Genomic DNA, 14,215 nt, shown 5'->3' on the forward strand with positions numbered 1-14,215 from the left:
GCGTCAAAAACGAGACCCCAGCGATGAGGCGCGCTGACGCCGGGCGGTGTCCAAAGGATCCCGGCGGCAAACATTTGCTGGATCAAGATCACGCAGGACGCGAGGTAGGGTCTCTGCTCCACTTCACCTGCGCCACATGCGGCACGCAGACAAAGCCTTAGCATCCGAATTTCGTCTATAGTTGTGCGTGGCGCTGAGTTGATAGCCCGATTTCGCAAGTGTCCATCTTCGGACCGTTCACGTGCTTGTTCGTGGTCTCCCGGAAGGGCCTCAGTGGCGTGAGTCAAACTTCGACCCAATCCTGCAGTTTGTTGCTCTTTCGGCACAAGCCGGTGTTTTTAGCCTGACGACTTGCCAAGCCGTTTTCAGGGCCCGGTGCGGAACGGTTGCCTCTAACAATCATTCGGTAAGTGAGGTCCCATGCACCCACCTTCAGACGTGGGGTCTCGCATAGGGCGGCTCGGACCTCTCCCTCGACAGGTTCGAGCCGTTTGACTGGCCTTCAGTCAACCAGCTTGCGCCTGAAAGCTGCGCTACCTCGGGACGCTGAAGACAGAGCAGGACGATCAAAGCAATGCGCGACACCAGTTATATTGTCGGAATGATCGCAGCCTTGTTTCTCGTCGTCGCAGGTGTGGCATGGCTGCGGATCATCCAGAAACCCGATCGCCAGCCGCCGTCCAAGAAGAATATCAGGCGCGGAAACTCGGCCTCAATGGTCCTCGTCTGCGCGTTTTTTCTAAGCGCGTTTGCTGCCGTCGCGGGGATCGTCGGATGGTTTCAGCGTTAAGGCGTCCAAGCCACTCCGCAGACTCAAGAGCCAGCGCATCGCGCCTCCACTCACGCCCGAAATGCGGCTATCCACCTATTGCGGACTTTAAGGGCTTTCGCACGTCCTTGTTCGACTGCTTTAACCTTACGCCCAATTTGACGTCTCCTAAACCGAGTATTCTCCCAGCATTTGAGAGACAGGGTGTTTCCGGTCTACGGCTTCCTCGGCCTCGGGCAATCGGGTCCCGCATCGTCCGAGGGCCGTGTCTGTGACGGCGAATAGCGGATCAGGTGGAAGTGTTCCACCGCAGGGCGGGGGTGAGGGAGTGAAACGCAATCATCGCGCACCGTGGACGGCTGAGGCAGTCGACGAACTGGAGCGCCTCGCGAGCCAGTGCCTGACGGCACGCGAAATAGCAGATCAGACTGGACGAACCGAAGAGGCCATCAGGCTCAAAGCGAGGTTTCGTGGCATCAAGCTTGCGAAAGCTGAGCCTCGATCGGAGGTCTCGGCTGGGATGCGAAATGATGTTCGTTCGTACGATGACGAGATCGACGAGATGGTGAAGCGGAGTATTGAGCAACACGGCCCATAGTTCGAGACGCGCGGTCACTAGAGAAGATCTCCTTCTCTACCCGCTCCCAAATCTCGATCGAGCCCTAACAAAAGTTGCCGGGGTGGGATGCTGCGGCAGAGCCCCAAGCGTCGCAGGCTCTCTGGAAGCTCGTTCGACTTTCCCCCGTGGATCGAAGTCCCACAGGGAAACGTACTGCCCACGCACCAGCGCTCTTCTTCTGTCAAGCTTGCCACTGGGAAGGCATTGAGAGGCAAGATGACTGATGTGGCCATGGACAATCGTGAGCGGGCAGCCACGATAAGGGCGGAACGCTTAGCCTCACCAGTCATTCCGTAAGCGAGGCTCCGTCATCCCCATTTGGACGGAAGCCTGAATCGGGCGGCTCGGGCTTTCCCCCTCGAAGGTTCCGGGTCGCTTGAGGAACACTTTTGGTGACCAGCGGTTCTGCTGCTGAGAACCTTCGTCCGCGTTCTGCAGCCCCGGCTGTGCGTAAGAAGGTGATCGCGTTCTGAGCGGCTCAGTCTCCTGAGGGACTGGGCCGCTTTTTTTCAGATGCGACCGTTTACGGGAGGGGTCAGCCTCGCGCTAGAATTTCCAGGGTTTGCGCTATCGGAGCGTCTCGTGCGGGATCTTGGGCGAGCCGCTCAATTACGGAGCCGGTAAGCGTGGTCGATGTTTGCCACGACGCCGATGATCGACGTCCGACGGCCGGCAAAGCAGTCATTCTGTACGCGACGGTCCAATGAGCAGTACGTTGACCCGGACACGCCCGCTGGCAAATCGCGTTACGGCGATCGCGCAACGGCAACGACGGCTCAAAACGTCGGTTCAGGCAGACGGATCGGCAAAGTTTACTGGGATCAGCGATGGAGAGGCCAGGGGCAGTCTTCGATCCAACGAGACTACGGCCTAAGGGTCACTGGCTTCATCGAATGTCAGGTAGCTCCGGCCGGTGGCAGCCTGCCATCGTCGTGTTCCGTTCACAGCCGTGACTCGGCGCGGAAAGCCTTTGCCGCGAAGGCCGTTGCTCCATCTGGCGATAAGCGGGCGAAAATAATTCATCAGATACTCCAAGGCGGCGCCTCCGCGGCGCGGCAACAACGCTTGGCGAGCGTCCCCACTTCGGGACCGTCCGCATTCTGCTGGAACGGCGCGGCCGGCTAAGGCTTGGCAGTCTCTTGCCGCCTCGAAACGACCGTCGGCGGCCTGCCGCGTTCATGCCGCCGGTCTAAATCCCTGTTCGCTAGCCTTGCGAGAAGGCAATAGATTACGATGACAGTTGTCAGGCCCAGCCATCCGCTCACGAAGAATAATGGCACCACGGCGAGGGTGAGAAGGAGAAGCGCGAGACCGTACCTATTCATTGTGCGACGACTTCAACGCGTCGACGCCCGAAAAGACCCCTTCCGTCATGGCCGTGCGTGACAATGACATCGTTCGGAACTTCTCCTTTGGCCAGCACCCACTAAGCCGCAATCCAGTTCGACGGAGTCGCAGGTTTCCACTCAAGGCGGACTAGCTAATCGGCGGCGAGAGCGCGGCTGCCTATTTCAACAATCCTGCGCTTCGCAGCGCATCTTCAATGGTACGCTGGATTCCTGACCCCTGTGACAACGGGACGGCTTGAGCGCGAGGAGGCGCTCGCTCGATTGTCGCCGACGAGGCTTTCGGAGAAGCTGGCGTGCTCGCCTTGTTCTGTTCGGCGGCAATCCCCCAGAAGGTGGCGATCAGCCGGGTGGAAGAGATGCTGGCATCGAGCATAAAGGGCGCTGCCGTCTCGCCATGGTCGCTGCCGATGACGTCGAGCGGAGTGCCGTGTCCAAGCCCAGTAACGCTATATTCTTCGACAACGGCGCGACCACTCGCATCGCGCCAAACGCGGTGCGGATAACCATTGACGGTATCAACTTCGTTTGGGGCAGCTGGGGCGCCGTGTAGCGGGAGCCACTGGTTGATCAACGCTGACGCATTCAGCTGGTCAACCGTACTGTCGGCGCTGCCATGCCAGACTGACAGGCGGGGCCAAGGGCCGCTATGGGTGGAAGCATTCTTTACTAGCTCTGCAAGCGCTTCGAGTGCGGGGCCGCCGTGGCCTCTCATTCGGTCGAACGCTTCTGGAACGGTGCTCGCAACGCCATACGGAAGGCCAGCGATGACTGCGCCCGCAGCGAAGACCTCCGGATAGGTCGCCAGCATGACTGCGGCCATCGCGCCGCCCGCAGACAGCCCGTTAACGAAAACCTTGTCGGCGTGCGTATGGTGACGTGTCTGCACCGCCGTGATCATCTGCTGGATCGACAGCGCCTCGCCCTGGCCGCGGGCGGTGTTGGCCGGAGAAAACCAGTTGAAGCAGAGGTTGGGATTATTCGCGCGCTGCTGCTCCGGGTAAAGAACGACGAAGCCGAACTCATCGGCAAGCCGGGACCAGCCGGAGCTCTCGTCGTAGCTCCTCGCATTCTGCGTACATCCGTGGAGAACGACGACCAGCGGTGCACCGACATCGACCGTTTCAGGTACATAAATCCAGGACTTCAGCCGGCCAGGGTTCGACCCGAAGCCGGCGAAGAGCTCGAGCCGACTGTTCGTTGGTGTCGACGCGGGCGGGACCGTACGGAAGCGCTTGAGACGGACGAGGGTGTCGGACAGGTTTCGCATGCGGCAACTCCGGAGCTAATGGCAACAGCGTCGGAATGCTGCACTGCACAATATGGGTCCGCTGAACGTCAAAACAATGAAGCTGGCTGGAACGACGACGCGAAATCAATCGTCCGCAGCCCGCGCCACGCGCGCACTTGGGAACGTTGCTGAAGTGAGATCGCTTATCAAAAATGAGCAACACCCTTCCAAAAGAAGTCCTTGTTGTTGAGGACGAGCCGCTCGTTCGAATGGTCGCGGCCGGCGCCCTTACTGACCGAGGCATCAGGACGTGGGAGGCCCGTGACGCCGAAGAGGCGCTGGATGTCCTTCATAGACATCCGGGGATCAGCGTCGTCTTTACGGATGTGAACATGCCTGGCGCGATGAATGGTCTTGGTTTGGCAAACCAAGTGAGTGTGATCCGCCCGGACGTAAAGTTGGTCGTGACGTCCGGCGCAGTGAGAATCGCCGATGCGGACTTGCCCGATCATGGCACGTTCTTGCCAAAACCTTACGGAACTGAAGTCATGGTCGATCTCGTCACGGGAAAGCTCGACGCAGCTTCACTTCCGTGACGGACTGGAGCGCAGGCAGAAATGACCCAGCTCTATTCTATCAAGACGCGGGCAAGCAGCATCGAAAAGTAGTTCGCTGACAGACCGTCGCGACCTTTTTTTGCAGTCGACCAGTCCCTGAAACCGCGTCCGGCCCGGCGGGGAAATTGTCCACCCAACTCAACAAGTCTCAACGTGATCGCGACTTCATTTTGCCGCCGCTACCGAGCTTGCCTTCGACCCCTGCGGTATCCGTTCGCGTCACGCGACCCGGCCTCAATTCGAGACCGGGTCGTCGAACGGATCGATCTTCCTCACCCGCGATAGGCGTTGGCGCGACTGATCCGGATGTTGGTGACAGCGCCGCGATAGTCGACGTTGCAGCGGAAGCTTAGGTCGCCGTTCGTCGCATAGCCCGGGTTCTGGCCATACGCCCGGTCGTTGGGACGATAGCCGTTGCGACTGTCGAGCAGGCCGGACACGCGCAAGCCATTCGGGCGGCGTTCCACGTTGGTGATGGCAGTGACGCGCATATTCATGCCGTAGCCTTGGTTATAGCCGCGATTGGCGTTGTAGCCGTAGGCGTTGCCATTGGGCTGCTGGCGATACCGGCTCGACGCCTGGGCCATGGCCGCGCTCGCACACTGCTGGATCGCGGTGCGGTCCGGCACATTGTAGCGGTTGCCCAAAAGCTGGCCGATGACCGAACCGATATCACCCTGCTGGTTGTAACCGTAACCCGGCTGACCGTAACCTGGCTGCCCGTAACCTGGCTGGCCGTAACCTGGCTGACCGTAGACCGGCTGCTGCGGGTGGGCCTGCTGCGGATAGTAGCCATATCCGGGCTGACCGGGGGCGGGTTCTGGAACCTGGCCCTGGTATTGCGCCGCGGCGGGACCGGCAAGGCTGATCACAGCAGCAGCAAGCAGGACGCTTCTTAAAATGGTCATTTGACTTCCTCATCTCGCGCAGAAATCGCTGGCAAGTTCAGAAGTACAACGAAGGTGTACAAAGAAAGACGCATGAACCTAAAACAACGCACTCCACCTTAACTTCGGGCACGGAATACAGGCAGAATATCGCCAACTCACGGCGGAACCTGACTCAGGACAGTAAAAGGCGACAGGTGTCGCCCCAGTTCTAGTGACAAGGAAGAGACCCCCTTGGCGATTTTCGTGAAACGTCGCGGCAGAGAGCGCCTCTCCAAATCCTCTCGTGGAAAAAGAATGCGACAGCATTGATCATGGGTTCGACTAGGGCGATGCCGCCAGCAACCGCAATTGATCCTGTGAACAAATACGCGACGCTGAATCCAATCGTTAGGTGGATCGCGAGGTATGTGATCGTCTTGGATAAATCAGCGTGCCTACTCATTACAGGCGGCATCGTGTCCCTTTCAAAGCCGATTCTCGTGAGGTGACTAAAGCACCCCCGCCAGCTCGACCGCGTTGTTGATATCCTTTGCGCCACCCTTGTCATCGTCTGTGATCAAGCCTGCCCCGGGGCCGGCCCCCAGATCCGCGCCCGTAGTGAAGTCGGTGGACGGATCGGAAGCAGTGCGAATGGACAGTTTTTCAACCGCCGAAGTCATTGCGGTGTCGAGGTTCACCGTTGCGGAACCATCGCCGTTGTCCATCGGCATGGTCTTTTCGAGATCGTCAATGCGGTCCCACTGTTCGCCCGTGTTCCACGAGCCCTCCATGTCACCATCTCCTTGAGACGTATTGACGTAAATGTTGGCATACCGCTCAATTCCAGGGAGCTTGCCGGATGGGAAATTGTCCTCGATCGCGTAAAGTGCTTTCTCAAAGGACTTTTGGTGGGCAATCTCGCGCGTCATGAGGAACCCAAGCGCTTCCTTAATCCCCGGGTCATCCGTAATATTGATCAGTCGTTCGTAGACGACTTTCGCACGGCTCTCGGCCGCAATGTTCGAGCGAAGGTCGCAGGTCGGATCGCCCTTCGTGTCGACGTAGGCGGCCGTCCATGGAACACCCGACGAGTTAGTTAACGCTGGTCCGCCGCCATAGAGAATGGACTGGGTATGGCTGTTACCACCAGCGTTGATCGAGAGGTAAAGATCAGCTTCCTCCATTGCGGCTTCCGAAAGTTCTGCCTTCACGCCCTTGTTTAGCATCGCGACAATCGAGCCGATCACCTCAAGATGACTGAGCTCCTCGGTCGCGATGTCGAGCAATAAGTCCTTACGGCCAGGATCAAGCTCGCCGAGACCCTGCGTGAAATATCGCATCGCCGCAGCGAGCTCACCGTCGGGGCCCCCGAACTGTTCAAGTAGAAGAGAGGCGAGTGCAGGATTGGGTTCGGCAACCCTGACGGTATATTGAAGGCGCTTGTTGTGCATGAACATGAGTGAAACTCCACGCCCGAGCTGGGCCACCTCCCAACCAGCAGCTCCGTGTGTAAGTTCCTGAGTTAAATGAATAAATCGCCCTCGAAGATCGGCACCCCGGTCGGGTTGTCCACGGATCGAGAAGCGGGGCGCACGATGGGCTATGCAATTGCTAGAGATCGCCGACGAGAGCCAGGAAGCTCGTTGATCGCCCTTCGAATGTCGTAAGGCCGAGCGCTCACGTCAACGCGATAATCAATATGAATGCGACGGCCGCCAGCACTATGCCGCCGCCAAAACGGTGGTCATGCCTTTGACATTAACCGAGCCGCGCGCTTCGGTTGTCGTCTCGTTCGTTTGTTGGCCTCGCCGAAACATCGTCTTCCGATCCATCTTCTGGGAGCGGCGGGCTCAGCCTGCTCCTGGTCCCCGTATTGACTGAACCAATCGCTTCTGTTGCCGTTCCGTCGAGTTGCATGGGTTACACCGACCGGTCACGCACGGGGCCAGCGCTCGCGGCGGGGCTTCAGGCCTCCCCCTCGATCACGGGTGCAACAGAGCGATAGGTCGGCGTCCTGGGAGCTCGGAGGAACCCGAACGATACAATGAGTGCCACGGCGAGACCGGCTCGCCATTCGAGGATTGCTAAGGCCGCACCTACGCCCGTTGCCACTGTCGAGATGCGGTATCTCCGATCAAGGCTGGCAACGTACGCCTCTTCTAAACGGCCATCCACGTGGCCGCTTCTCCTCCCCACCGTCCATTTGATGAGCCAGGCGAGAGACGTCACGAACAACCCGATCGCAAAGAAAAGGGCACCTGTGCCCCGACTTGCCGGGTCAGCGATGTTCTCCGCAAAGGCACGTGAAGGGAATGCGATGAAACCGATTGAGGCCAGGAACAGGACGGTCGCCAAATTGAAGTAGTGCCCGGTCGTTCGGTAAATCGCGCCGGAAAAATGGTGGTGCACCCAGTAAATGCCGATAACGAGGGAAGCCAAGGCGTAGCCAAGATATGCTGGCCAAAGCCCGATTAGACGCTCGCCGAACCCCGGCCCCCCATGTGGCAAGACAATTTCCACGAGGGGGAGAGTGAAGGCGATGGCGAACACCGCGTCTGCAAATGCCTCCATCCGCGCGGTACTCCGAGCTGCCCCATCACCCGGTCGCTCGTTAGTTCGAACGGGGTCGTTGTAACTTTTTTCTACCACGAAGGCAGGGCCGGCGCGTGCAGCGTCATATCCAGTCTCGATGACGGGCGTAGATCACCGAGACGAGCGCTATGAAGACGAGGCCGCCGGTGACGACAGAAAAACCGGCTAAGCCTGTGTCAAAGAACGCCAGTTTGAAGTTCATTCCCATCAGGCCCGCGATCGCCGCGCAAAACCCGACAATGGCAGTCAGGAAGGTCAGTACCTTCACGAGATCATTGGTTTGTTGGCCGGTGCGTGATGTAAAGAGTTCAAAGCTGCCGACCACCACGTCGCGGGTGCGCTCAATTTCATCGACCGCCCTTTCGAAACGGCCCACCAAGCTCTCGTAGAATGGGGCCGCGCCCGACTCTGTGACAAGCGCAAAGTCCGGTCGGGACAGGCCGTAGAACACCTCGCGTTGCGCGACGAGCAAACCTCTCAGCTTGGACACTCGGCGACGGAGCGCCACCATTCGGCCCAACAATGAACGTGACGTGGTTTCGCGCAGCACCCGCTCATCGAGCCGATCAACCGCCTCCTCGATCCGGGACACCTCCTGGAAATACTCGCCAAGGTGCCAGTCGAGGAGTGACGCTGCCAACGCCTGACCAGATAGGAGACCCGTTAACGTGTCAGCTTTGTCCTGCTCTCGGAATTGTCGCAGGCACGGGACATCGCGGTCGTGGACTGTGACGAGCCAGCGTTCGGCGACCACGAAGTCCAGACAAACGCTGCCCGACACCCCATTTTCCGATCCGCCGTCCGGCGGAATGACTCTTTCGGCGGAGTCACTCCGGCTTTCCGGGCTGGGAGCGGTGGTGACCGAAAAGCGGACGTAATCTCGATAGTTCTCCAGCTGAGATCGCCCGGAGTCGGCTGAACCCCACACTTCCGGATGCAGTCCAAGGAAAGACCGAACCTCTTCGAGAGTTCCGGAATCGCGCTGTTGAACGTCGATCCAAAGCAGGTCTTCCGGCCCGAGATCGTCGAGGGCGACGTCCTTCAGCGCTACTTCGCGGTCACGGCCATCGGCATCGTAAAGATAGGCTTGGACAGCCAAGCGCGTCCTTTCTCGCCGTTACAAGCTGAAGCCAACGATCCGATGTCGAGTCTGTGCCATAACGGCGTCCGCGTTCTCACTGACGCGCAGGAAGACACGGGGTTTCGAATGCCGATGCTGATCGCAGCTTGGGTCGCCAACTGCGCGGCAAGTATCGCTGGAAAGTTGCCATCGCTCCTTAAAGACAGCCACGGCGCATCGCGGCCAAATGAGCCGGTTCGCCGCCGTCGGTCCCATCGCCGCTTTCACGCCAACGAACCGCAAACCCGTGACCTTCGACGCAATCTAACACCCGAGGCGATCGCCGTGGTGCGGGAGGCGGTGAGATGTCGGCCTCTCGAAGACAGCGGTCGCCGGGACGCCAGCCGCTTCAGAAAGAATCGATATGTCTGCTAGCAGACTCGGAAACATTCCGGATCGTGCTACAAGGCTCACATCGGCGCGATTGGATATCCAAGCACCGCGCCGACCGAGAGTAACTGGTAGGCTCCCGCTTGCAATCAGGGGCTAACTATGTCCGGGACTCCAAACGACCAACCCACCGACAACGTCTTCAGCATCCACGGGTCTGAAGCGGAGCGCATCCGCAAGGCCTTGCGCCTGCTTAGCGATCAGATCGTCACCGCATGGAATGAGCGCGGCGTCCTTCTCTCGTCCGAGGAGCGAACTGATCTGCGACAGGAGATCAAGGACACCTGCGAGTTTCTCACTGATCTCACACGTCACCCTTGACGCTGCAACCAAGAACATCATCCACGTCAGCGACTGAACGGCTGCCCGACCGCTGAATCACTCCAGCCTGCCGCGACGACTGGTTGAAGACGTTGCAGCCATCAAAAAATGGTCGGCACAGTAGAGTGAGGACGCCTCCGGCCCAGGATCAGAAGGACCCACCAGCTTCTGAGCCGTGCGCCCAGCGGATTTTTCCAGGGAGACCCCGCTGGCCAGTCAGACGGATTTGTATGTTCTCGCCGAGCTCTGGCCTGAAACTGAGCGTCAAGCGAAAACCTCGCTTGGTGTATTCCGTCAGCAGCACCGGGGCCTCAGATCCATCGCTTCGTACGAGCGTGGCGGGATGCCGATGCCGCGGATTCAGGCGAAAAATGTCGAGTACGCGGGTGTCCGCGTCATGGAATTGCTCGACCCGGGTCGAGGGTGACGGCCCGGTCATTGGGCCTGGTTACCCAGCGGCTCAGTTTGAGGCTTGGGCAACTCCTCGATCTGATGGGGCCGGACTGTGCGACCGTTCCAAGATCCGAGGGTCATCGCGATGACCTTCGCGGCATCTGCCTCAGTCTCAACGCTGACGGCCACGTCCGTCTCCGAGCAGAAACGCCACTTAAAAGGGCCGGACAATTCGGAGCTTCGGATCGCTCGACGCAGATCACGATGCATTCTGATCGATGCCATCGCTAAGCCCGCCTCTCGGTTTGTGGGTCGGCACCGAATGGTGCCAAGGATTCCAGATCATTCGCGATCGTAATCGCATTGAGGCTGTAACGACCTGCCAACTCGTAATGGATCAGTCGGGCCTCGGAACAGGTCGCGGCCCGCGCTGCCGTTAGCGACGCCCTCTTGCGGCCCAGCCAATACGTCTTGTCCATAAATCACCCCTTTTGCGAGCGGAGAGCACAATAGGGTCTCTCAGTCACGGAGCGCTCGGTGCGAACCTCAGGTGATGCATCCCTGGTACCGCGTGCTGATGAACGGGGCATGTCCAGTAGCGTGCTGTTTACCAATGGCTTCCTTTGCAGGCAGGCAACCGGCCCGAACCATCGAGGGATGGGATCAAGTCGTCCGAATGCGAGGCTCCACGGTCCCGCGTTGGAGCTGGTCCAGTTCAGGACTGGAAACATCAGGTCTCTCAAGCGCTGTGGGGGTAACTCGATATAAGGAGAAGTCGACGTGGCGAAGGGACAAAGGCGGTCTAACAAGGAAGTGCGAAAGCCCAAGGCTAACTCACCCAAGAAATCCAACGCATCTGCGCCCTCTCTAAAGGCGAGCGGCGGCTTGGGGCCGAAAGAGTAGGCGCCACCGGAGCCCCAGGTTCCCGCCCTTGCCGTTTACAACCCCAGTCGCCATGTCGGACGCAGCGCAATGTCCTGCCCGAGCTTTTTGCGCATGAGAGATAGCAACTCCCGCTCATGAAGGAGTTCGCTATTTGGAACACGCATTCCACATCATCGACGAGCCAAGCGACGCGAGCGTGGGCTTGCTTGTCCGGAACCTGCAAAGCGATTCCGCGAATAAGGGATTGAGCCCCAGGACCTATGCTCACCGGGCGCGAGTCATAAGGCAGCAAAGGGAAGCGCTGCGTTTGAAAGTGGCATCCGACACTGGTGAGAAAGGCAAGCAACTCGCGAAAGCCATGCGAAAAACATCTCGCGCTCCCGATCACCGCGAAGAGGGCGGACAGGGCTAGGAAGCCAACGTCAATCTTGGAGCGATCGACACGGATCCGCAGCGATTAAGGAATTCGGCTGAACTCGAGAGCGGCGGATTGCCGGTACACGTGCCGGGGAAGTCTGGCGCACCCTCGTAATCCGCCGACGAAACCCCATATCGCAATGATCGCCGGCATTGCACTCGTAAGCGCCGACGACTGAGAGCTCGCTTGCGCTCCCGCTTACACGAGATGGGGATACGCAATGGCTGAAAAAAACGCAGCGAATGACGGCAAGCTGCCGGCAAAGATAACGCAGGTTTTTCGCAAATCCGCACAGGGCGTTCGCTTCACCCCGATCCAGTCGGGACGGCAAAATGAACTGATCCGGAGCGCCTGGCAAAGCCTTTCCTCCAAAGGGGCCGTCATTGCCTTCCTGAATACCGCGAACGACAAAATCGGTGGCCGACCACTGACGCTCGCACTTCAAAGTGACGATGGGCTCCGGTTAGCCCAGCGCCTGCTCCTAGATGCTGAGCGGGGCACTTTGAAATGAGCCATTTCGGCCCCGACCAGGCGATTGGCTTGAGCGCTTTGGTGGCCGGCTTGCTGATCATCGGTGGGGGTCTGTATGCGCGTCGAGGCGACCGGTTGAACACGCGCCAGGGGGCGAAGGTCCTCGCCGGCACCGCTGCGTTCACGGGGATCGTCTCGATGCTGGCGGGCGCCGTTTGGCTCATTCAGAGCGCATGAGCGGGGAAGGAGCCATGGCTGATCGAGCCAAGCAAAAGTCGCGCGGGTTCACCGCCTTTCGTTCCTCTGCGGAGGAAGCCGAAATCAAGCGGGGAAAACAACGCGAGCTCAATGAGGGTGGGCACATGAGTTGCACATCGGGCCGGATCGTCGCCGTTCAGGATGGTCGTGCGCAGTTCAAGGCCATCATGTCGCATGGCGACGGTGAACCGTCCGAGCACCTGTTCGCAACGATGGCGGAAGCGGAGGCATTCGTCAGGCGCAATACCCCACGGCCGCCCGAGCGAGACACGACTTACGACCACCAGGGTTGAGGCAGCCGGAAAATCCGGCAGGGACGATCGGGCAGCCCGGCTCAACGGTGCTGGGTTACTGTCAATCCGTCTAGCCATAGTGCTGGCCGGGAAGGTCTGCTAAGGCCGGTTATCGCCGGGCACGTTTTCCAGCTTTTCGGCGACAGAGAGACACCAAGCTCCCGCTGACCAGAGGGAGCCAAGAGTGCCGGAACCAGAAAAAAATAAACAGGGCCGAGAGCCGAACACTGCGAAAGCGGGGGCGGCCTCGACGACCGCGGAGCAACTCAAGCGATACGGCATCGTCATGGTCCCCAGGCCCGTCTACGAATGGGGTGGCTACCGGTACGGCAATCCAGAAGATGCGATTGCCGCCGCAAAGAGAGCGGAAAACCGGTGAGCCGCGCCGTCTTCCTGGACATGAGTGAGAAGGCAATCATCGCTCACTGCAAAGCTGAACAGATCGGGATCTCGTGCATCGGCCCAGCCGCAAGCGGCGGCACTCGGCTCGTCTGCATGAGCGTCTATGGCGCCTCGCAAATCCGGCGTCAGTTGGGCGCGAAGCTGACGAAAGGCGCCCCTGAGCAGCATGGGCCAGGATGGGGCTACGTCCCGCGGCCTTGATCGCGGGCGGGCTGAACTGCCGTAGTCGCTAGTGTCCTCAAGGGATGAATAACGGGCAGACTTCCTGCGAACCGGCGGGCGGTTCCTGGAGAACCAGCTCGGCCGAGTGACGGACTTTGCCCGTCATTCACGATCCCCGGCAAGCTCGATCGCACCGCTACTTCGCTGGCTGAAGACGGGTCCCGGCGGGACGCTGACCACCGCCGTGGCCACCCTCCTGTGGCCGCCCCCGCCGCAAAGAGTGGAGACCCATCAACGGGCACAACCGCACCCGCCCGTCGGGCTTCAGTGGCCCCCCAAAGCATGGCCACCGCGACAACGCTCCTCGAAATTCCCGCGCGCCAGCCCAAAGTCACTTTTCACACTTTCGTACTTTTACTGCCGCGCCGCGCTCGCCGCGCGCCACCCACCGCGCGCCAAACGCCGCTTCGAAACGCCACTGCCGTTACGGCATTTCGCCGCCCAGCCGTCCCTGTTGATCGAGGCGCGCGCATGGCGCCAATGGCCCCCAAGCACCCAATGCCATGCGCCGCCTCAGCCCCCTCCGCGTCAGCACCGCGCTCACGGCATTCAGCGGCAATGACGCGGAAACGCGCGCCCCGCGCGTCTACCATCATGAGCCTGTATGGGGGCTCAGGCACGGGGGCATTTCAACTCTCCTCTCGACACAGCAAGCAATGAGTTTTGATACCAGGGGATGGGCGTCTCCTGGCCCCGTGCCTTTCGCCGCTACCCATGCGCACTTTTCACTACGTCGAGTATACTCCGTGGTGAAATACTCCATGCTGACGGATGGTCCCTCCGATGGGCCTCCGCGACCGTTTTGCGCACAACTTGAAGCGGCTTCGCCTGGAGCGGTGCTTCAGCCAGGAAGCGCTGGCTGACGCGTGCGGCATCGACCGGACCTATGTCAGCGCTCTGGAACATTCACGCTACAGCGCCAGCATCGACATGGTTGAGCGGCTGGCCCGGGCGCTCGACGTCGATCCCGTCGAGTTATTGCTACGCCGCTAGTCTTTT

At 59.9% G+C, this 14,215-nt stretch carries 16 protein-coding genes; 9 read left to right on the forward strand and 7 right to left on the reverse strand.

The window, feature by feature from the left end:
• Nucleotides 1–574: 574 nt before the first annotated feature.
• Nucleotides 575–790 (forward strand): hypothetical protein, encoded by a 216-nt coding sequence (locus tag ABD928_RS06035; protein WP_187713809.1) that lies wholly within the window; start codon nucleotides 575–577, stop codon nucleotides 788–790.
• A 268-nt stretch (nucleotides 791–1,058) separates the two neighbouring features.
• Here the strand turns inward: ABD928_RS06035 and ABD928_RS06040 are convergent, their stop codons facing one another.
• Nucleotides 1,059–1,385: a hypothetical protein gene (locus tag ABD928_RS06040; protein WP_345167073.1), complete on the reverse strand. Its 327-nt coding sequence runs from the start codon at nucleotides 1,383–1,385 to the stop codon at nucleotides 1,059–1,061.
• Nucleotides 1,386–2,894: 1,509 nt separating this feature from the next.
• Nucleotides 2,895–4,004 carry an extracellular catalytic domain type 1 short-chain-length polyhydroxyalkanoate depolymerase gene (locus ABD928_RS06045; protein ID WP_187713808.1) on the reverse strand — a complete coding sequence of 370 codons (1,110 nt, stop codon included), beginning with the start codon at nucleotides 4,002–4,004 and terminating at the stop codon, nucleotides 2,895–2,897.
• A 173-nt stretch (nucleotides 4,005–4,177) separates the two neighbouring features.
• Here ABD928_RS06045 and ABD928_RS06050 point away from each other — a divergent pair, with 173 nt between their 5' ends.
• Nucleotides 4,178–4,561: a response regulator gene (locus tag ABD928_RS06050; RefSeq protein WP_187713807.1), complete on the forward strand. Its 384-nt coding sequence runs from the start codon at nucleotides 4,178–4,180 to the stop codon at nucleotides 4,559–4,561.
• A 293-nt stretch (nucleotides 4,562–4,854) separates the two neighbouring features.
• Here the strand turns inward: ABD928_RS06050 and ABD928_RS06055 are convergent, their stop codons facing one another.
• From ABD928_RS06055 to ABD928_RS06075, 5 genes are all read right to left on the reverse strand, one after another.
• The gene (locus ABD928_RS06055; RefSeq protein WP_345167077.1) at nucleotides 4,855–5,490 is read right to left on the reverse strand and encodes a hypothetical protein; all 636 of its coding nucleotides are present in this window, start codon (nucleotides 5,488–5,490) and stop codon (nucleotides 4,855–4,857) included.
• A gap of 190 nt (nucleotides 5,491–5,680) precedes the next feature.
• On the reverse strand, nucleotides 5,681–5,914 hold the full coding sequence (locus tag ABD928_RS06060; RefSeq protein ID WP_187713806.1) for a DUF2061 domain-containing protein: 234 nt from the start codon (nucleotides 5,912–5,914) through the stop codon (nucleotides 5,681–5,683).
• 46 nt (nucleotides 5,915–5,960) lie between these two features.
• Nucleotides 5,961–6,938, reverse strand: coding sequence for a manganese catalase family protein (locus tag ABD928_RS06065; protein ID WP_345167081.1), 978 nt, complete (start codon nucleotides 6,936–6,938; stop codon nucleotides 5,961–5,963).
• 478 nt (nucleotides 6,939–7,416) lie between these two features.
• Complete coding sequence (locus tag ABD928_RS06070) at nucleotides 7,417–8,022, reverse strand: TMEM175 family protein (protein WP_187713805.1); 606 nt, start codon at nucleotides 8,020–8,022, stop codon at nucleotides 7,417–7,419.
• 103 nt (nucleotides 8,023–8,125) lie between these two features.
• Complete coding sequence (locus ABD928_RS06075) at nucleotides 8,126–9,142, reverse strand: CorA family divalent cation transporter (RefSeq protein ID WP_187713804.1); 1,017 nt, start codon at nucleotides 9,140–9,142, stop codon at nucleotides 8,126–8,128.
• A 513-nt stretch (nucleotides 9,143–9,655) separates the two neighbouring features.
• Here ABD928_RS06075 and ABD928_RS06080 point away from each other — a divergent pair.
• From ABD928_RS06080 to ABD928_RS06110, 7 genes are all read left to right on the forward strand, one after another.
• Nucleotides 9,656–9,874, forward strand: coding sequence for a hypothetical protein (locus tag ABD928_RS06080; protein ID WP_187713803.1), 219 nt, complete (start codon nucleotides 9,656–9,658; stop codon nucleotides 9,872–9,874).
• 1,916 nt (nucleotides 9,875–11,790) lie between these two features.
• Entirely contained in the window at nucleotides 11,791–12,081 is a 291-nt protein-coding gene (locus tag ABD928_RS06085; RefSeq protein WP_187713802.1) for a hypothetical protein, read from the forward strand.
• Nucleotides 12,078–12,278: a hypothetical protein gene (locus tag ABD928_RS06090; RefSeq protein ID WP_345167088.1), complete on the forward strand. Its 201-nt coding sequence runs from the start codon at nucleotides 12,078–12,080 to the stop codon at nucleotides 12,276–12,278. The genes ABD928_RS06085 and ABD928_RS06090 overlap by 4 nt, the downstream gene beginning before the upstream one ends.
• A 14-nt stretch (nucleotides 12,279–12,292) precedes the next feature.
• Entirely contained in the window at nucleotides 12,293–12,592 is a 300-nt protein-coding gene (locus tag ABD928_RS06095; protein WP_345167091.1) for a hypothetical protein, read from the forward strand.
• Nucleotides 12,593–12,776: 184 nt separating this feature from the next.
• Complete coding sequence (locus ABD928_RS06100) at nucleotides 12,777–12,971, forward strand: hypothetical protein (protein WP_345167094.1); 195 nt, start codon at nucleotides 12,777–12,779, stop codon at nucleotides 12,969–12,971.
• Nucleotides 12,968–13,195: a hypothetical protein gene (locus tag ABD928_RS06105; protein WP_187713800.1), complete on the forward strand. Its 228-nt coding sequence runs from the start codon at nucleotides 12,968–12,970 to the stop codon at nucleotides 13,193–13,195. Before ABD928_RS06100 ends, ABD928_RS06105 begins: the two co-directional genes overlap by 4 nt.
• 834 nt (nucleotides 13,196–14,029) lie before the next feature.
• The gene (locus ABD928_RS06110; protein ID WP_262984755.1) at nucleotides 14,030–14,209 is read left to right on the forward strand and encodes a helix-turn-helix domain-containing protein; all 180 of its coding nucleotides are present in this window, start codon (nucleotides 14,030–14,032) and stop codon (nucleotides 14,207–14,209) included.
• Nucleotides 14,210–14,215 lie beyond the last annotated feature (6 nt).

The organism is Sphingomonas daechungensis, from assembly GCF_039543105.1.
Taxonomy (GTDB): Bacteria; Pseudomonadota; Alphaproteobacteria; order Sphingomonadales; family Sphingomonadaceae; genus Sphingomicrobium; species Sphingomicrobium daechungense.